9 protein-coding genes are annotated in these 19,637 nt (G+C 74.7%); 1 reads left to right on the forward strand and 8 read right to left on the reverse strand.

Features of this window, described 5'->3' with window-relative positions; translation table 11 throughout:
- Positions 1 to 72: 72 nt before the first annotated feature.
- The 3 genes from ABXS69_RS06210 to ABXS69_RS06220 form a co-directional block, all read right to left on the reverse strand.
- Positions 73 to 9,525, reverse strand: a complete 9,453-nt coding sequence (locus ABXS69_RS06210; protein WP_366181551.1) for a fatty acid synthase subunit beta domain-containing protein — start codon at positions 9,523 to 9,525, stop codon at positions 73 to 75.
- A gap of 116 nt (positions 9,526 to 9,641) precedes the next feature.
- Complete coding sequence (locus ABXS69_RS06215) at positions 9,642 to 11,210, reverse strand: acyl-CoA carboxylase subunit beta (RefSeq protein ID WP_366181552.1); 1,569 nt, start codon at positions 11,208 to 11,210, stop codon at positions 9,642 to 9,644.
- 69 nt (positions 11,211 to 11,279) lie between these two features.
- A complete protein-coding gene (locus ABXS69_RS06220) occupies positions 11,280 to 13,160 on the reverse strand; it encodes a biotin carboxylase N-terminal domain-containing protein (protein WP_366179891.1) in 1,881 nt (626 codons plus the stop codon).
- A 1,207-nt stretch (positions 13,161 to 14,367) separates the two neighbouring features.
- On the opposite strand from ABXS69_RS06220, the gene ABXS69_RS06225 reads away from it, so the two are divergent.
- Positions 14,368 to 14,658, forward strand: a complete 291-nt coding sequence (locus ABXS69_RS06225) for a hypothetical protein (RefSeq protein ID WP_366179892.1) — start codon at positions 14,368 to 14,370, stop codon at positions 14,656 to 14,658.
- Positions 14,659 to 14,722: 64 nt separating this feature from the next.
- Here the strand turns inward: ABXS69_RS06225 and rpe are convergent, their stop codons facing one another.
- The 5 genes from rpe to ABXS69_RS06250 form a co-directional block, all read right to left on the reverse strand.
- Positions 14,723 to 15,400: a ribulose-phosphate 3-epimerase gene (gene rpe, locus ABXS69_RS06230; protein WP_366179893.1), complete on the reverse strand. Its 678-nt coding sequence runs from the start codon at positions 15,398 to 15,400 to the stop codon at positions 14,723 to 14,725.
- 54 nt (positions 15,401 to 15,454) lie between these two features.
- On the reverse strand, positions 15,455 to 17,065 hold the full coding sequence (locus ABXS69_RS06235; protein WP_366179894.1) for an RsmB/NOP family class I SAM-dependent RNA methyltransferase: 1,611 nt from the start codon (positions 17,063 to 17,065) through the stop codon (positions 15,455 to 15,457).
- Positions 17,065 to 18,060 (reverse strand): methionyl-tRNA formyltransferase, encoded by a 996-nt coding sequence (gene fmt / locus ABXS69_RS06240; protein WP_366179895.1) that lies wholly within the window; start codon positions 18,058 to 18,060, stop codon positions 17,065 to 17,067. Before fmt ends, ABXS69_RS06235 begins: the two co-directional genes overlap by 1 nt.
- 10 nt (positions 18,061 to 18,070) lie before the next feature.
- On the reverse strand, positions 18,071 to 18,787 hold the full coding sequence (locus tag ABXS69_RS06245) for an HAD family phosphatase (RefSeq protein ID WP_366181553.1): 717 nt from the start codon (positions 18,785 to 18,787) through the stop codon (positions 18,071 to 18,073).
- A 166-nt stretch (positions 18,788 to 18,953) separates the two neighbouring features.
- Complete coding sequence (locus ABXS69_RS06250; RefSeq protein ID WP_366179896.1) at positions 18,954 to 19,514, reverse strand: excalibur calcium-binding domain-containing protein; 561 nt, start codon at positions 19,512 to 19,514, stop codon at positions 18,954 to 18,956.
- Positions 19,515 to 19,637 lie beyond the last annotated feature (123 nt).

Below are 19,637 nucleotides of genomic sequence, written 5' to 3' on the forward strand. Positions count from 1 at the left end.
GTGTCCAGGAACACGGAGACGGGCGCGGGCCCGGCGATCCCCCAGGGATCGCCGGGCCCGCGCCGAGCGGGGTCACTCCCCCGCGTGGTAGACGCCGTCGGCGCCCAGTCGCGCCTCGGGGTCGAGGAGCATGGCGGCCTCGACCTCGTGCGGGTCGCGGTTCTTACCGGCCTCGCCGAGGCGGCGCCCCTGGGGCTGCTCGAAGAGCTCGACGCGGCCGATCATGCCGGCGCGGCGGCGGCGCGTGCCCGCAGCGAGGCGGGCGTTGGCCGAGGCGAGCCAGGTGTCAACGGCCTCCTGGCCGCCGGCCTTGCGCAGGGCCGCCTCGAAGGCGCCGGGGTGGACCAGGGCGATGAGCCCGGAGACGTGCCCGAAGCCGAGGGAGGTCAGCAGGCCGGCGCGCACGGGGCCGGCGCCGGGCACGCGCCCCGACTCCCCTCCGCGACCGGCGAGCCGCATCGGGGTGCGCGGCCACACCCAGAAGACGTCCTTGGCCAGCGGGGCGTCGACGACGTCGAGGGAGGCGTTGCCGGGCGCGATGCCGGTGGCCAGGATCTCGGTGAGGCCCGCGACCTGGAAGACCGCGGCGCCGCCCTTGGCGTGACCGGTGATGGTCTTCTGGGAGACCGCCACGATCGGGTTGCCCTCGGAGCGGCCCAGCGCCCGCGCCAGGCGGGTGTGGAGCTCGGACTCGTTGGGGTCGTTGGCGCTCGTGGAGGTGTCGTGCTTGGAGACCACGGCGATGTCGTCGGCCTCCACGCCGAGCGAGCGCAGGGCGCGCGCCAGGCGCGAGTCGGCGCCGCCGCGGCCGGCTCCCAGCGCCCCCAGGCCCGGGGCCGGGATGGAGGTGTGAGCGCCGTCGGCGTAGGAGGAGACGAAGCCGACCACGCCGGCCACGGGCAGGCCCAGGCGCGCCGCCACGGAGGCGCGGGCCAGGATGACCGTCCCGCCGCCCTCGGCCTCGACGAAGCCGCCGCGGCGGCGGTCGTTGGCCCGCGAGAAGTGGCGGTCGGAGATGCCCTTGGCGCGCATGGCGGCCGCCTCGGCGGTGGCGCTCATGTTGCCGAAGCCGACGACCGACTCGATCGAGATGTCGTCGATGGCGCCGGCGATGACGACGTCGGCCTTGCCCAGGGCGATCTTGTCCCAGCCCTCCTCGATGGACACGGCCGCGGTGGCGCAGGCGCTCACCGGCTGGACCATGGAGCCGTAGCCGCCGATGTAGGACTGCATGACATGCGCGGCGACGACGTTGGGCAGGGCCTCCTGGAGGATGTCGCTGGGGCGCTCCTGGCCCAGCAGGCGGCCGACGAACATCTTGCGCATGGACTCCATGCCTCCGAAGCCCGTGCCCTGCGTGGAGGCCACGTCGGAGGGATGAACGGCGGTGAGCAGCTCGGCCGGGGTGAAGCCGGCGGCGAGGAAGGCCTCGACGGCGGTCACCAGGTTCCAGGAGGCGATGGTGTCCATGCCCTGGACCATGGCCGCCGGGATGCCCCAGCGCTCGGGGTTGAAGTCCACCGGGAACTGGCCGCCCACGGTGCGCGACAGGGCCGCGCGGCGCGGGACGCGGGCCAGCGACCCGGCCAGACGGGTGACGGTCCACTCGCCGGTCTCGGCGTCGGGGGCCACGAGGGTGTGCTCGGGGTCGGAGGCCTCGATGGTTCGGGCCGCGGCCTCGTCGGGCACGCTCAGCGTGATGTCGTGGTCGAGGTAGACGGCGACCTCCTCGTCGGCGATGGTGGCGATGACGCCGTCGTCGACGAACTCCCGGATGCCGCAGCGGGCCACGACCTCGTCGCGGTATCGGGCCCAGATGTCCTCCTCGGGGACGCGCTCGCCGTCAGTGTCGTACCAGCCGGCCTTCGGCGAGTCGTACCAGGTGAGCAGGCCCATTCCCCAGGCGAGCTCGAGGACGCCCGCGGCGGTGAGCTCAACGTCCTCCCCGCCGCTCATGCCCAGCTCCGCCTCGCGGCGGGTGCGGCCCGAGCCCCAGGTGGAGATCTCACCGGTGGAGACGATGACGACCATGTCGTCCAGGTCGGCCTCCACGTCGCCCCACTGGGGGGCGGTGGGCTGGGTGGGCACCACCGGCGAGGGCAGGGCGCGGATCTCGGCGCGCTGCTCGGCCGGGGCGGCCTTGGCGGCCGCAAGGGAGGCGGCGGCGGACTCGCGCAGGGCGAGGAGGTCGATGCCGTCGCCCAGTCCCCCGGTCAGGTCGGCCTCGACGGGGCGCTCGGCGGCGCGGGCACGGGTGTCGTGGTCGCACAGGCCCATGAGCTCGACGGCCATCTCCTCAGTGGACCAGGTGCGCACCCCGGCGGCCTCGACGGCGTCGACCAGCGGGTCGTTGCCGCCCATGAGGCCGGTGCCGCGGACCCAGCCGATGCGCGGGTGGGCCAGAGTGACCCGCCCGGACCAGGCCGACTCGGCGGACCAGCGGTTGACGATGGCGTCGAGCGCGGCCTTGACCTCGCCGTAGGCGCCGTCGCCGCCGAAGGTGCCGCGGTTCGGGGAGCCGGGCAGGACGACGTGCAGGCGGTGGTCCACATGCGTGTCGGTGCCGATGGCGCTCAGCGCGGCGATGCTCCGCTCGACGCTCCACAGCAGGAGGCGGGTCTGGGACTCGGCGGCGGGGCCGGCGTCGGCGAGGGTCCCCATGACCCGGGGGGCCGCGAAGGGGAACAGGAGGGTCGGGACGAGAGCCTCCTTGACGACGGTGGTCGTGCCCCCGGCGGTGACGGCCTGCTCGTTGCCGATCCAGTCGGCCAGGGCGTCGACGTCGCGGTACGAGGCGAGGTTGGCGGGCACGATCCACAGGCGGGCGCCGGCGGAGGCGTGCTCGCGGTACAGGCGCGTGGCGAAGGCCAGGCGCTCGTGGCTCAGCCGCGAGGAGGTGGCCACGACCGTCGCGCCGCCCGCCAGGAGCTCACCGGTGACGGCGGCGGCGATGGAGCCGGGGGCCACGCCGGTGACCACGGCGACGTCGTCGGCCCAGCGGGTGGCCGCGTCGCCCTGGGTGGCGGTGGCACGGGCGGCGGACGCCAGGGAGGCGGCCAGGCCCGCACGCTCCTCGCGGTCGGCGAGCTCGCCGGCCCGAAGGGTCCGCGCCCACCAGTCGGCCTGATCGGCGACGGCCTGGCCCAGGCCCGTGAAGGCCTCGGGACGCAGGAGGCGGTGGGCCTCGTCGAGGTCGAGCTCGCCGTTGCCCAGGCGGGCCAGGTCCTCCCGGGCACTCGCCCAGCGGTCGTCGATGAGGACGGCGCGGGCGGGCTCGAAGGCCGGGGTGACGGACTTGACCCAGCCGGGGCCGAGCTCGGCGTCGATCGCCGCGAGGGCGGCGCGGGTGGCGGCGGCCTCGTCGTCGGCGTCCGCGGGGATCGTCACCCTCTCGGACAGCCCCAGGGCGTCGAGGATGGTGCGGGCGGTGGCGGCCAGCACGCCGGAGGAGCCGGTGACGGTGGCGGCGAAGGCGTCCAGGGCGGCGGAGTCGACCACCGATCCCCCGGCGCCACCGGCGGCGGAGGGCTTGGCGACGCTCACCCCGTGGGCGCCGGCGACCGCCTGGACGGCGGAGTCGATGAGGGCGTCGACGGCGCCGGCGCTGGTCAGCGGCGCGGAGGAGCCGAGGCTGGCCAGGTCGTCGCCGCGCACGGATGCTCCCTCGCGGGTGCCCAGCATGAGCTCGGCGGTGACGTGGGAGACCCATCCGTCACCCAGGCCCCAGGTGCCCTTGACCCGCTCGCCCACGCGCGTGGCGCGCACGCCCGAGGGGCCGAGGATGCGGCCCAGGCTCGTTCGGATGGCGTCGGACAGGACGGGCCCGAAGGCCTTGTAGCCCGGAGCGCCCTTGGCGACCGTGGCGGCCAGGGCCGTCATGTCGGCGTCGGCGGCGCCGTCGATGCTGGCGAGCTGGAGCTCGGTACCCAGGTCCATGAGGAGCTGGTTGCGACGGGAGGAGACGCCGTTGGTGAGGGTCTCGGTGGTGTCCGTGGCGCCGATCTGCTCGGGGCGGATCCGCGAGGCGTGGGCCAGCAGGACCGTCAGGGCGTCGGTGGCGCCGAAGGCCAGGTCGTCGATGGGGCCGCTGGCCGTGGGCGCCGCGACGGCGGGCTCAGCAGTGGGCTCGGCGGCGGGGGCGCTCTCGGCCGGCGCCGTCTCGGGGGCCGGGGCGGGGGCCTCCTCGACCGGCTCGGCGAGCTCGACGGCGGGGTCGGTGTCGGTGGCGAGCACGCGGGCCTCGTCGCGACGGGCGTTGTGGACGGTCACGTGGCGCCCGGCGTGGGCCGGAAGCCTGAGGGTGTTGCTGGCCAGGTTCGCCAGGGTCGGGGAGGCCGCCAGGCCAACCTCGACGACGCGCTCGATGCCGAGCCCGCCCTCGGCGCGCGAGCGCAGCAGCACGTCCTGGGTCTCGATCCAGCGCACCGGGGAGGCGAACTGCCAGGCCAGGAGCTCGATGAGCAGGAGGCGGCCGAGCTCGGTGCGGCGCGCCGACCAGCTGTCCCAGTCATCCAGGGCGGCGCGGACCTGCTCGGAGGGCACGACCTGGAGGATCGAGGCGGCGAACTCGCGGGTCAGCGCGAAGGGCCGGGCCACGAGGTTGGGCACGTAGCGGTTCTCGAGGCGGTCGACGTCGAGGTCGGCCGGGACGAGTTGCTCGAGGCGGGCGCGGAACTCGGCCACGCCGGGGCGCAGGACCTCGGAGTGGAAGGGCACGTCGATGCCGGGCACGAGCATGAAGGGGTTCTTGCCGCCGCGGGCCTTGGCCTTGGCGCGCGCGTCGGCGGCCAGGGCGTCCAGTCCCTTGATGGTCCCGGCGATGGCGTACTGGACACCGGCCAGGTTGTAGTTGACGATCTGCAGGAACTCACCGGTCGCCTCGGAGATGGAGGCGACGTAGGACTCGACGTCCTCGGCGCGGATGCCGGCCTGGTTGGGGCGCAGGGCCCCCATCCGGTAGTTGGAGGCACCGGTCTCGTCGCGCGGGACGAGGGAGTGCATCGTGGAGCCGCGCTGGAAGACGATGGAGATGGTGGTCTCCACCGGCATGACCCGCCCGTAGGAGGACAGGGCCGTGTACTCGCCCAGGGAGTGCCCGGCGAAGGCGGCGCCCTCGACGAGCGCCCCGGCCTCGGCCAGGCGCGCCGTGGAGGCCATGGCGACGGTGGCGAGGGCGACCTGCGTGAACTGGGTGAGGTTGAGCAGGCCCTCGGGATGGCGGTAGGTGACGCCCCGGGCGGTCATCTCGGTGGGGTTGTCGCGCACGAGGGCGATGACGGAGAAGCCGAGCTCGGCGCGGGTGTGGGCGTCGGCCCGCTCCCAGACCTGGCGGGCAGCCTTGGACGAGGCGCGCTCATCGAGTCCCATGCCCGCGCTCTGGATGCCCTGGCCGGGGTAGATGTAGGCGGTGGGCTCGGGCAGCGTGACGGCGGTGCCGCGCGAGACGACCTCGCCGTTGACGCGGCACACGGCCTCCAGGACGTAGCCGCCGCCGCGCACGAGCCCGGTGCGCTCGACGCTGATCTCGACCTCGTCGTTCAGCTCGACGGGGCCGGTCATGACGTAGGTCCAACCGACGAGCTCGTGGTGGGTGCCGTCGGCCGCGGCCGCGGCGGCGACCTGCTGGGCGGTGGCGGACAGCCACATGCCGTGGACGAGCGGGGCCTCCATGCCGGCGACCCTCGCCGCGTTGTAACTGGTGTGGATGGGGTTGAAGTCGCCGGTGACGCGGGCGAAGGCCGTCATGTCCGCGGGCGCGGTCACGGTGGCGCGGCGCAGGAGGCGGCGGGCGGCCGGGGCGGTCTCACGGCCGGTGCCGCCCGCGGGCTCGGGGGCCGAGGGGACGGCGGAGCCGGAGGCGCGCCCGCGGATGGCGAAGCGCTCACGCAGCAGGGCGATGAGCTCGCCGTCGCCGTCGCCGCCGGAGCAGTCGGTCATCTGCAGGCGCACGTCGACCACGCGGCCGGCGCTGGACTCCTCCAGCGCGGCGACCCAGCCGTCGACCTGCACTCGGGCCCCGGCGCCGGCCCAGGCCTCGAGCTCGGCCAGCGGGCGGCGCAGGTCGATGGTGTGGTCGAGGTGGACGGCGCCGAGCAGTCCCTCGATGAGGGGCATGCCGTCCTCCACGACAGAGCCCAGGGCCGCGTAGACGACGGGCCAGGCCGGGCCGAGGAGGGCATCGGGCACCAGCGGCGCGGCGGACAGGTCCGTGGGCAGCGCGTCGGCGGTCACGGCCGCGTGGTCGTGACCGAGGGTGCCCGCCAGGGTGAACTGGGCGTGAACGGTGCCGAATGGCTGGGCGGCGGGGCGGCCCAGGGCGTCAGTGGCGCCGGGGGCGGCCGAGCGCACCTGGGGCAGCTGCTCGACGAAGTCGCCCGTGATGGAGGTGGCCCCCACGCCGGCGGTGACCCGCAGGAGGTCGTTCATGGTCTCGCTGATGCGACCGGGATCCACCAGGGGGGCGGCGCCGTCGGCGGCGCGGGCCAGGCGCAGCGGGATGACGAGGCGGCGCACGGCGTGGATGGCGTCCCCGCCGGGGGTGGAGTCCCAGTGCGTGTCGAGGTGGATGTCGAGGTCGTAGGCGTCGGTCGCGACGTCTGGGCGGGCGGTGACGGTGTAGGCCTCGTCGGGCAGGACGCGGGCGGGGTTGATGGACAGGTGACCGTTCCACAGCACGTGCGGGGCGGTGCGCACGAGGGCGAGCGCGTCGGTGACGGGGGCGCCGTCCGGGCCCCAGGCGGCGCCGATGCGGCCGGCGGCCTCGCCGGGCTGCTCGCCAGCGGCCGTCAGCGCCTCGACGGCGGCGGCCTCGAAACGGCCGAGGAGCTCGCCGACCGGCTCGTTGATGGTGGTGATGCCGGCGACGGCCACGGGACCGGGGATGATGCGGACCTGGTCGGCGGTGTAGCGCGGGTCCTGGGACTGCCACAGCGAGTCGGTTCCCCACCAGCGCAGGATGTCGGCGTCGACGACCGGGACGAAGGGCACCGGCTTGGGGTGCTTGCGGCACAGGTCGACGAACCACGCGGCGTCGACGGGCTCGACGCGGGTGGTGGCGGCGCCCGGGTAGGCGCCCGCGAGGGCGGCCAGGGCGGCGTCGGCGTCGATGACGTCGTCGTAGTCGGCGAAGAGGGTGGTGATGGAGCCGCGGTCCACGCTCGACAGGCGGGCCTCGACGCGGTGCAGGAGGTCGAGGAAGCGGTCGTACCAGCCCTCGTCGGCCCAGTCGGACTCCGTGGCGGCGCGCCCGTCATGGGGGGCGACGCACAGCTCGGCGTAGCGGGTGGCCCACTGGAGGTAGGTCATGGCCTCGACGTCGCCGAAGTAGGGCTTGGCGGTGCGCGAGAGGGCCTCGATCATCTCCTCGCGGCGCTCGGCCATGGCGGCCTCGTCGCCGGCGAGCTCCTGGATGAGCCGGGAGGCGCGGGCCGAGGAGTTGTCGATCTCGTAGAGGTCGGCCCGCAGGTGGGACAGGCCGGAGGTCATGCCGCCGCGCGAGGCGCCGGAGGCGACCCAGCCGCCCTCGTCCTCGGGGTCGATGCCGGGGGTGTCGACGAGCAGCTGCTTGACGTCGTCGTTGGTCTTGGCCTCCAGGCAGGTCATGGCGGCGGTGCCGACCATGACGCCGTCGACGGGGGCGGCGGCGGTTCCGTAGGCCAGGGCCCAGCGGCCGGTGAGGTAGTCGGCGGCGCGCTCGGGCGTGCCGATGCCCCCGCCGACGCACAGGACGACGTTGTCGACGGCGCGGATGGCGTCGTAGGTGGCCAGGAGCATGGTGTCCAGGTCCTCCCACGAGTGGTGGCCGCCGGCGTGCCCGTCCTCGATCTGCATGATGACGGGGGTGTCCTCGTTGGTCCGGGCGATGGCCAGGACCTGGCGGATCTGGTCGACGGTGCCGGGCTTGAAGGCGATGTAGGGGAAGCCCTCGGCGTGGAAGCGCTTGAGCAGGGCCGCGGCCTCCTCCAGCTCGGGGATGCCCGCCGAGATCGTGATGCCGTCGACGGGGGCTCCGCCGATGCGGGCCTTGGACAGGAGCCGCTGGGCGCCCAGGTGGAGGTTCCACAGGTAGCGGTCCATGAACATGGCGTTGAACGCGGCGGTGCGGCCGGGCTCGAGGAGCTCGGTGAGCTCGGCGATGTTCTCGGTCAGCACCGGGCCGGTGGTCTGCCCGCCACCGGCGAGCTCGGCCCAGTAGCCGGCGTTGGCGGCGGCGGCGACGATGGCCGGGTCGACGGTGGTGGGGGTCATGCCGGCGAGCATGACGGCACTGCGGCCGGTCAGGCGCATGAAGGCGGTGTCGACGGTGACGCGCCCGTCGGGCAGGCGGGTCAGGCGGGGGGCGAAGCGGGAGCGGTCGACGGTGCGGGTGGGCTCTGCGCCCTCGCGGTCGAGCTCGTCAAGGGCGGAGGCGGTACCCGCGGCCACGATGGTCGAGCCGGTGCCGGCCAGGACGGCCTCGGTGAGGCGGGAGAGCACGGCGCCGGGGCCGAGGTCGACGATGGTGCGCGCCGGGGCCCCCCCGGCGCTGGCGGCCTCCAGGGCGCCGGTGACGGTGGCGGGCCAGTCGACGACGTCGATGAGGACGGCGGCAGCGAGCCGGCGGGCGGCCGCCTGGTCGAGGCCGCAGCGGCCGGCCCAGTCCACGGCGTCCTCGACGGCGGGGGCCAGCAGCGGTGTGTGGAAGGGCACGGAGGTCGCCAGGAACTCGGTGACGGGGGCGAGGACGGCGCCACCGAGGCGGCGCTCCTTGCGGGCCTTGGCGCTGCGGGCGGCGGCCGCCTCGAGGGCCGTGACGACCTGCTCGAGGTCGGCGGGGCGCCCGGAGAGGATATGGGCCTGGCGGCCGTTGATGACGCCGACCGAGATGCCCGCGGCCGCGGGGACGCGCGCGAGCACGGCGTCGAGGACCTTGCGGGTCACGCCGCGCACGGAGAGCATCGGGGTGGACTCACCCACGGTGCCCAGGTCGAGGCGGCGGGTGGTGCGGGCGGCGGCGGCGCCGATGAGCCGGGCGATGGCGTGGATCTCGACGGCGCGGTCCTCGCGCTGGTCAGCGGGGCCCTGAAGGGCATCGAGCAGGGCGGCGCCGAGGACTCCCTGGGAGTGCCCGATGACGCCCGCGGGGCGCGAGGCGGCCTCGCCGACGGCGTCGAGCCCGCACGAGCGCATGGTGTCCAGGGCGGCGTGCTGGGCCAGGAGGATGCCGGGGACGGAGACGTCCGCGGTGTCCGCGGCGGCGGCGCCCCTGCCGGACGGGGCCGGGATGACGGGCGCGGCGTCGTCGTCGAGGAGGCGGGCCCCGCGCGGGGAGATGGTGAGCAGCTCAGTGGCCACCGGGGCGAGGCGCTGCGCGACGGCGGCGTCGATGGAGGCCAGCCGGGCGGAGAGCCCGCGATCCAGCCCGACGAGCTCGGACAGGACGGCGCGCCAGGGGGTGGCCTGGCCGCCGAAGGCCAGGACGTAGGGCTCGCCGGCGCTCAGGCGGGCGGCGGTGGTGCGGGCGATCGGGGTGGTGGAGTGGCTCATGTCTTCCTCGTAGTGGCGGCAATGGGCGGTCATGATGGTCTGAGGGGCGCGCCGCGCGAGCGGCTGCGCGGCGCGGTCGCCGCCGCTGGCCGGCGCCGCGCCCTGGTTCGGGAGTGTCATAGGGGGACGTTGTCGTGCTTCTTGTGGCCCTCGGCCCGCGCCCCGCGCTTGCCGCGCAGGGCCGCCAGGGACTCGACGATGACTCCCCGGGTCTCCTCCGGGGCGATGACGGCGTCGATCTCCCCGATGGCCACGGCCTTGTCCGGGTTGATGACGGCGTCGGTGTAGGCGGCGGTCAGGCGCTCCTGCTCGGCGGCGGCGGCCTCGTCGCCGGACTCGGCGCGCACGGCGGCGAGCTCGCGGCGGTGGATGATGCCCACGGCCCCGGCGGCGCCCAGGACGGCGATCTCGGCGCCGGGCCAGCAGAAGTTGAGGTCGGCGCCGATGGCCTTGGAGCCCATGACGATGTAGGCGCCGCCGTAGGCCTTGCGCAGGATGATGGTCACCAGGGGGACGGTGGCGGTGGCGTAGGCGTTGATGACCTTCGCGCCGCGCCGGATGATGCCGGCGTGCTCCTGCTCGGCGCCGGGCCGGTAGCCGGGGACGTCCACGAGGGTGACCACGGGCAGGCCGAAGGCGTCGCAGAAGCGCACGAAGCGGGCGAGCTTCTCGGAGGCGGCGGTGTCCAGGGTGCCGGCATCGACGAGGGGCTGGTTGGCGACGATTCCCACGGGGCGGCCCTCGAAGCAGGCGAACCCGACGACGACGTTGGGCGCGTACTCCTCCTGGACCTGGACGAGCTCGCCGTGGTCGACGATCGCCGAGACCACGTCGACGACGTCGTAGGCCTGGCGGGTGGAGGCCGGGACGAGGGCGCCGACCCGCGCGGCCGAGGCGGCGTCCTCCTCGCGGTCGGCGGGGGCGTACTCGTACAGCGGGGCCTCGAGCTCGGCCGAGGAGGGCAGGTAGGCGAGGAGGGTGCGCACCTGGTCGAGGGCGTCCGCCTCGTCCTCGGCGACGTAGTGGACGACACCGGAGACGCTGCCGTGGACGCGGGCGCCGCCCAGGTCCTCGGCGCTGATCGACTCACCGGTGACGGCGCGCACGACGTCGGGGCCGGTGACGAACATGTGGGAGGCCTCGCGGGTGGCGATGACGAAGTCGGTCAGGGCCGGGCTGTAGACGGCGCCGCCGGCGCAGGGGCCGAGGATGACGCTGATCTGGGGCACGAGGCCACTGGCGGCGCAGGTGCGGTTGAAGATGCGCCCGTACTGGCGCAGGGCGCCAACGCCCTCCTGGATCTTGGCGCCACCGGAGTCGATGAGCCCGACCACGGGGATGCGCAGGCGCAGGGCGTCGTCGAGGAGGCTGACGATCTTGTCCCCCTCGACCGAGCCCAGGGCGCCGCCGGAGACGGAGAAGTCCTGAGAGTAGACGGCGACCTGGCGGCCGTCGACCTGCCCGAAGCCGGTGACGACGCCGCTGGGGCGGGCCTTGGCGCCGGCGCCGGAGCCGGTGTAGCGGCCGATCTCGAGGAAGCTACCCTCGTCGAGGAGGGCGTCGATGCGCTCGCGGGCGGTCTGCTTGCCCTTGGCGTGCTGGCGGGCCGCGGCGGTCTCCTCAGCCTGCGCGTCGACGCGGGAGATGCGCTCGCGGAAGGCCTGGGTGGCCGCTGAATCGGCCATCGTCGAGCCCCCGCCGGCCGCGGGGGCGGCGCCCGTGGCGGGCGCCGGGGTGGCGGTGTCTGTCATGGCTCAGGCCTCCTTCTGGCCGGTGGTGGTCTCGTCGGCGAAGCGGATGAGGAGGTCCCCGGCGCTCACGGTCGCCCCAGCGCTCACGGCGATCTCCTCGACGACGCCGTCATAGGGGGCGTGGACGTAGTTCTCCATCTTCATCGACTCCAGGACGATGAGGAGGTCGCCCTCGGACACCCGGGCGCCGGGCTCGACGCAGATGCGGGTGATGATGGCCTGCATGGGCGCGGCGATGACGCCCTCGGCGCTCTCGGGGCCCTCCGCCCCGGCGCGGGCGGCGCGCGCGCCGCGGCCGCGCAGGGGCTGGCCCCGGTGGGCGCGACGGGAGCCGCAGCCCGAGCCCGCCCGGCCCCCGCGGTGGCCGGGCCCGCCGAAGATGCCGTCGGGGATCGTCAGGGACACCCTCTGGCCGTTGACCTCGATGACGTAGGTGGAGCGGGTCCGTGTCGAGGCGGTGGCCGGCGCCGGGGCCTGGCTGCCCGCGGCGAGCGGGCCGGCCACCGCGGCGCCGTCCTCCGGGGCGCCGGTGGCGAGGGCGGGCAGGACGTCGTTCTCGATCCAGCGGGTGGTGACCCCGAGCAGCCCGGAGGCGTCCGGCCGGGTGAGGGCGGGCATGCTCAGGACGGCCTCGTGCAGGGCGGTGCACACGGTGACGCCCTCGACGACCGTCTCGGCCAGGGCGCGGCGCGCGCGGGCGAGGGCCTGCTCACGGGTGGCGCCGGTGACGACGATCTTGGCGAGCATGGGGTCGAACATGGGGGTGACGACGTCGCCCTCGACCACTCCGGACTCGATGCGGATACCGGGGCCGGCGGGCCAGCGCAGGCGGGTGATCGTGCCGGTGGAGGGGGCGAGCCCGGCGGCGGGGTCCTCGCAGGTGATGCGCAGCTCGATGGAGTGCCCGCGCACCGGCGGGACCTCGCCGAGGCGCCCCCCGGCGGCGACGCGCAGCTGGAGGGCGACGAGGTCGACGCCGGTGACCTCCTCGCTCACGCAGTGCTCGACCTGCAGGCGGGGGTTGACCTCGAGGAACCACAGGTCGCCGTCGGGGGTGAGGAGGAACTCGCAGGTGGCCACGCCCACGTACCCGACGGCCTCCAGGAGGCGCCGGGAGGAGTCGACGAGGGCCTCATGGATGCCCTCGGGCAAGAAGGGGGCGGGCGCCTCCTCGAGGAGCTTCTGGTTGCGGCGCTGGAGGGTGCAGTCGCGGGTCGAGACGACGGCGAAGGCGCCGTGGGAGTCGCGCGCGCACTGGGTCTCGATGTGGCGGGCCGCGGTGACGAACTTCTCGAGGATGAGGGTCCCGCCGCCGGCGCTGGCCGACTCGAACGCGGGGGTGGAGCGGGCCTCGTCGTCGCCCGCCAGGACCGTGATGCCGCGCCCGCCGCCGCCGTCGGTGCGCTTGAGGGCGACGGGGTAGCCGTGCTCGGCGGCGAAGCCGATGACGGTGGAGGCCGACGTGACGGGCTCGGTGATCCCGGGCACGGGGGCGACGCCGGCGCGCTCGGCGGTGGCGCGGGCGCTCATCTTGTCCCCCAGGGCCTCCATGGCCTCGGGGCTGGGGCCGACCCAGGTGATGCCGCCGGCGGCGACGGCGCGGGCGAAGTCGGCGTTCTCGGACAGGAAGCCGTAGCCGGGGTGGATGGCGTCGGCGCCGGTGGCGCGGGCCAGGGCGAGGATGGCGTCGGCGTCGGTGTAGGCGGAGCCCTCGGGAAGGGCGTGGGCCTCGTCGGCGAGCTCGGCGGCCGGGCTCATGAGGTCCTCGGGCGTGTACGGCAGGATCGAGGTCCCTCCCAGGTCCCTGACGGTGCGGATGACTCTCAGGGCGATCTCGCCGCGATTGGCGATGAGGACGCGGGAGGGGTACTGACCGTGTGTCACCAATGGCTCCTTGGGGCCGTCGCGCGACCGGCCGATCGCCGACGCTTCTCCCGGCGGTGGGCGCGGGAGGCGGCGGGCTCGGGCCGGGCTGCCGGCGGTGTCGACGTCGCATCCCAGCGGGCGCCGGGCGCGGACCGCGCGGGAGGCCTGTCGAAACAGACAGCCCCCGCGGTCATGCCCCACGCTACGTCCCAGGCCCGCCAAGAACCGATTGTGGAATCCTCACAAACGCGCTCGGGCACCTTGAAGCTGCGTGATCACCCCGAGACATTCCGCGCCAGAGCTGGGAAACAGCGCCGTGAGACAAGCGCCTCACCCCGTCGCCGGGCGCCCCCGCCCCGGCGTGTCGGGAGAGTGGCGAGGGCGTTGTCTGGGCGGATTCCCCCATGGGCCCCAGCTCATCGCGGCGTCAGCGGATGCGCCGGCGCGAGCCGCGCCGCCCCCGCCCCGGCCGGTCCGCCCCGGTCGAGGCGCTCGCGCCCGCCGCTCCGTCGATCTGTCATCGGGCCGGACTGGCGCCGGTCCGGCCGACGGGCCCATCGGTTGGTACGACCCCGCGCCGAGCGGCGAGTCCCACCCGCGCCAGTCGGAGCGAACCGCGCCGCTCGGGGGGAGGGCGCGGAGTCACCCGTTACCTTGTTTACTGGCGAGACGCCGCCTGAAGCGCACGCGCCCACCTGAAACCACTCAGCCTGGCTCGACCAAGCCATCCAGTGGACAAACTTCATTACTAAGATGTGACGATGACTGCGAGTGAACTTGCGCGTCAAGAGTAGCCCAACCTAACCTAGAGGGGCGCGATGAAGCGCGAACCGGCCACGGCCGGGAGGACTCCCCCAATTCTCACCGCCCTTTGATTCCGTCGTTTCGTCGGCATCGCGCTCCCCACAGCTTCTTTTAGCCTAGCGCTCGCAAGCACGGGCCCGATCACCCATGCGTCCTGGGCTGTCGACGCCAATGGTAAATCCATTCCTACCCACTATGAGGTATCTGGATCACAGCTGGTTCAGGTGGTCGATCATGTATCGGTAGCCGATGTCACATATCCTGTCGTAGCCGCTCCGATCGTGCTCGCCCCTTGGATGGTGAAGTGCCTCGTTGGTACTGGCCTGAAAGGTCCGGACATCACAAGAATCGCCTTGAGAGGAACGTACTGGTCGATCCTGGCCGCGTTCGGGCGCGGCGCGGTGGCGCGCATCTTCGGAAAGTGAGAACCATGTTCTGGCGCAAGTCCACGCAGAGCCTTCGAAGCGAGCTGGCCTCGGTCGATGAGCTGATCGCGGCGCACCCGCTGTCCGATCCATCGGTCAGGCGCGCTCACGAGATCATCGAGGGCCACCGGCCCGGGGACACCGAGGCGATAGCCGCGCAGCTGGAGAGCCTGGGGCTGCCCTCGCTCGACGAGGTGGGCACGATCCAGGCCAAGCGCACAGCGAGTTGGTGGCGCCTCCACCGCAGACGCAGAAGTCTCACGAGACGGCTCGGCATCGCCGACTGACAGCCACCCCTCCACCGCGTCCCGCGTCGGCCCGGGCCGTGGCGGCGTCTCGAGCCGAGGCGCCTCAGCACGTGCGGGCGGCGGCCAGCGCACGCAACTCGCCGATGGCGGCCAGCGCGTCGTCGGCGCCGTAGACGGCTGACCCGGCGACGAAGACGTCAGCGCCGGCCTCGGCGGCGCGCTCGATCGTGGCGGCCGAGACACCGCCGTCGATCTGGATGCTCAGCTCCAGTCCACGCTCCCCCACGAGGCGCCGGGCGCGCTGGATCTTGGGCAGCATCGCCTCGATGAAGGACTGGCCGCCGAAGCCGGGCTCCACGGTCATGATGAGGAGCGTCTCGAAGTCGCCGAGCACGTCGGCCACCGCCTCCAGCGGCGTGGCCGGGCGCAGGGCGATGCCTGCGCGAGCCCCGAGACGGTGCAGTTCCGCGGCCAGGCGGACCGGCGCCGTCGTGGCCTCGGCGTGAGCGGTGACGGTGGCGCAGCCGGCCTCCGCGTAGGCCGGGGCCCAGCGGTCGGCGTCCTCGATCATGAGGTGGGCGTCGATGGGCAGGCCCGTGCGGCCCCGGACGGCCTCGACCACCGGCAGTCCCCAGGACAGGTTGGGCACGAAGTGGTTGTCCATGACGTCGACGTGGACGCCGTCGGCGCCCCCGGGCCCGGAGATGCGGGCGATCTCATCGGCCAGGCGCGAGATGTCGGCGTTGAGGATGGAGGGGTGGATCGCTGGCGCTGCGGTCATGGCGGGTTCTCCTCAGTGAGGTATCAGGTCTGGTGGCGCGCGGTCGGCCCGCTGTCAGCGGTCGCGGCGCAGGAGGGCGCAGAACATGGCGTCGGTGCCGTCCAGGTGGGGCCAGAGCTGGAGCTGGGCGCGGTCGGCCCCCGCGGGCGGCCGCGGCGCGATGCGGGTAGCGGCGTCGCCGGCGTGGAGCGTCTCGATGCTCATCCCCCCGCGCGTGGCGCGGCTCAGGGCGTCCTTGACGACGAGGCTGGTCTCCAGGGCGTGGGGCGAGCAGGTGACATAGGCGACCAATCCCCCGCGCCGCACGGCGGCCAGAGCGGACAGGAGCAGCTCACGCTGGAGGGCGGCGAGCTCGGTGACATCCTTGGGACCACGGCGCCAGCGGGCCTCGGGGCGTCGGCGCAGGGAGCCCAGGCCCGTGCAGGGCGCGTCGACGAGGACCCGGTCGTAGCGCCCGGGCTCGTCCCGCCCGAGCTGGCGCCCGTCCCCGCAGCGGACCTCGACGACGCCGTCGGGGATGGCGCGCACGGCAGCCTCGACGAGCCTCGCGCGGTGGGGAGTGACCTCGTTGGCGACGAGGCGAGCGCCCCGCTGCGCGGCCCGGGCGCCCAGGAGCGCCGCCTTGCCGCCGGGGCCGGCGCACATGTCGAGCCAGCGCTCGTCGCGCCCGGCGATCGTCGGCTCGCTGGCCATGAGGGCGACGAGCTGGGAGCCCTCGTCCTCCACGCCCGCGCGGCTGTCGCGCACCGCGGGGATGCGGCCGGGGTCGCCCCCGGGCAGGACCACGGCGCAGGGGCTGATGTCCCCCAGCCGCGGCTCGTCGCCGACGGCCCGACGGGCCTCGGCGGCCAGGCGCTCGGTCTCGACGAGGCCGGGCCGGGCGCAGAGCACCACCTCGGGATCGGCGTTGTCCGCCGTCAGGAGATCCTCGAGCTCGCTGGGATCGCGCCCACTGACCACGAGGGCCTGGCGCAGGGCCTTGGCGATCCACGCGGGGTGGGATTCGACGGCCGCCAAGGCGGCCAACTCGTCCGGGGCGGCGTCCCGCACCTCGGCCAGCCAGGCGTCGAGGTCCTTGGCGGCCACCTTCCGCAGGACGGCGTTGACGAAGCTGGAGGCGCCGCGCCCCGCGGCGTAGGCGGCGAGCTCCACCGTGGCCGACACGGCGGCGTGGGCGGGGACACGCATGCCGAGGAACTGGTGGGCGCCCAGGCGCAGCGCGTCGAGGACGGCACCGTCGAGCTGGCCCAGGGGGCGGTCGACGCAGAGGGCGAGGATCGCGTCATAGCGGCCCGCCAGGCGCAGGGCCCCATAGGTCAGCGCGGTGGCGAAACCGGCGTCACGGCGGTCGAGGCGCGCGGCGGAGAGGATCGGCGGGAGCACGAGGTTCGCGTAGGCGCCGTCCTCGCGGACCCTCGTCAGGGCCTCGAGGGCCGCCAGGCGCGCGGCGTCGGGGTTGGGGAGCGAGCGCCGGGAGCCGTCGTCGCCCCGCGGGCCGCGCCCCCGCTGGGGGCCCTGGCGGGCCGGGTGATGGCGGCCACCCTCGTTGCCGTGGCCGCGCTCACGGCCCTGGCCTCGGCGCTGGGAGGCGGCGTGCCCCCGCTGCTGGCCTCGCCGACCGCCTCCCCGGCCATCCTGGCCGCTGCCGCGCGCCCGCCCGGCCATCAGCGCTCGCCTCCCGTCATCGCCGTCGACGCGTTCCGCTCGCCGAGGCGGGCGCCGGGCGCGGGCCTGGCCCCACGGGCCCAGGCGGCCGCGTCCATCCAGTTCTTGCCGGCCGGCGCCACTTGGCCCAGGCGCAGCGCTCCGGAGCCCGTGCCCACGAGGACCTCCCGCTTGGTGGCGCGCAGCTCACCGGGCGCGAGGGCCCCGGTGCCGGCGTCGTCGCCCGCGCCGGCGGCCCCGGGAACGGGGGTGGCGGGCCCGAGGCGGAGGCGGGCGCCCCCATAGGTGGTGTGCGCGCCGGGCGCGGGGGTGACGCCGCGGATCTGGCGGTCGATCTCGGCGGCCGGGCGAGTCCAGTCGACGCGCCCGTCGTCGGGGGTGAGCATCGGGGCCAGGCTCACGCCGTCATCGGGCTGGGGGTCGGGACTCGCGGTGCCGGCGGCAAGGCGGGCGAGGACGTCGAGGACGAGGAGGGCCCCGGCGTCGGCGAGGCGGGCCAGGAGGTCCCCGGCGGTGTCGGCGGGGCCGATAGGCTCGGTCAGGCGCGCGTGGACGGGCCCGGTGTCCAGGCCCTCCTCCAAGCGGAAGACGCAGGCGCCGGTGACGTCGTCGCCGTGGATGATCGCGTGCTGGACGGGGGCCGCGCCGCGCCAGGCGGGCAGGAGGGAGAAGTGGAGGTTGAGCCATCCGTGGGCGGGGACGTCCAGGAGGGCGGGAGGGACGAGTCGGCCGTAGGCGACGACGACTGCCGCGTCGGCGCCCAGGGAGCGCGCCCAGTCCTGGGTCCCGGGGTCCTTGAGGGTGGCCGGGGTTCGCGTGTCGATGCCGGCCTCGCGGGCGAGAGCGGCCACCGGCGAGGGGCGCAGGGCCCGGCCGCGGCCGGAGCGGGCGTCGGCCCGGGTGAGGACTCCGACGATCTCGTGCTCGGGTGAGTCCATGAGGGCCCGCAGCACGGGGAGTGCCGGCTCTGGGGTCCCGGCGAAGAGGATGCGCATGAGCGCCAGTCTACGGGCGGGCCGCGCGGGCCGGGAGGATGCCGCGCTCGATGAGCTCGGCGCGCAGGGCGCCGGAGCCTGTGAAGGTGTGGGTGAGGATGCCCATGCCGGCGGCGCTGGCGGTGTTCACCGGGGAGTCGTCGATGAAGAGGGCGCGGGAGGGCTCGAGGCCGAAGCGCTCCAGGGTGACGCGGAAGATCGCGGGGTCGGGCTTGATGAGGCCCTCCTTGCCGGAGACGACGATCCCGGCGAAGCGGTCGAGCTGCGGGACGAGGTCGCGGGTGGCATCGAAGGTGGGGCCGTCGTAGTTGGTCAGGCAGTAGAGGGGGACGCCGGTGGCAAGGAGCTCGTCGACCAGGCTCACCATTCCGGGAACGGGGCCCGTGAGGGAATCGCGGAAGCAGGCGCGGTAGAGGCGCAGGACATCCGCCCAGTCGGGCCTCTCGGGATGGGCGGTGGCGAGGTCGGCGACGATGGCGTCGAAGTCCTCCCCGAGATCGGAGCGGCGGTTGAGGGCGGCGAAGTCGGCGCCCGCGCAGAACTCCTCCCAGGCGGGCAGGCTCACGCGCCCGGCAACGGCGGCGACGGCCTCCCAGGCGTAGAGCACGTTGCCCAGGTCGAGGATGATCGCGTCGACCCCGCCGGTGGCGCCGGCGGCACTCGCGCGGGCCGACCCCGCGGACCGCCGGGCCGACGAGCGCCGAGACTGCGCCGGATCGGCGCTCATAGTGCTCACGCCCCGACTGTAGCGCCCGCCGCCCGGCGCGTCGCGCGCCCTCGGCCCCCTTCTTGCGCCCTCGGCCCGCCGTTGCCGTCTCATTCTCGCCGTATGAGGGCGCAGGAGCGGGGTGAGACGGTTTCCGCGGGCTGAGGGCGCGACGGGCCGCCCGTCGCTACTCGCAGGCGATGCCGTCACCGTCCCGATCGAGCTTGGACCGGTACCCAGGATCGCCTCGGTGGAGCGGCGCGGCGCCGGCGGCCCTGGCCTCCTTGCAGCTGGAGTAGTAGGCGTGGCCGCCCCGGCCGGAGGACGATGAGCGGCCACCGCCGACGAATGGGGCGATCCGGTGGTCGCTCTGGCTGGAGGAGGAGTCCTGCTCCACCTGCTGGGAGGCCTCTGCCTGACGGGACGCCTCCGCGGCCACGCGGTCGGCCTCCTCCTTAGCGGCGCGGCTCGCCTCGGCGGCGGCGCGGCTCGCCTCGGCCTGCGCCTCCCTCGTCGCGGCGGCGTCCTGAGAGGCCTTCGCCTCCGCTTGCTTGGTCGCCTCAGCCTGGCGGGACGCCTCCGCCTCCGCGGCGGCGCGGCTCGCCTCCGCGGCGCCGGCGTCAGTCGTCACAACGGCCTTCGGGGTTGGCTTCGTCGACGAGGCGGTGTCAGTGTCGCACCCGGCGAGCATGGGAAGGACGAGCACTGCGCAGGCGGCAATGGCGAGGGAACGGCGAGGAGGCAGCACGGATTGGCTCCTGGGGAGGATGAAGGAGGGAATACCTCGCGGCGTGAGCGCCACGCGGAACAGGGACATCACCCTGGGGAACCGGGATGCCCACCAATGAGGAAAGTAGCACCGGATTCCGGC

Origin of the sequence: Actinomyces timonensis, assembly GCF_040702965.1 — a bacterium.
Classification (GTDB): Bacteria; Actinomycetota; Actinomycetes; order Actinomycetales; family Actinomycetaceae; genus Actinomyces; species Actinomyces timonensis_A.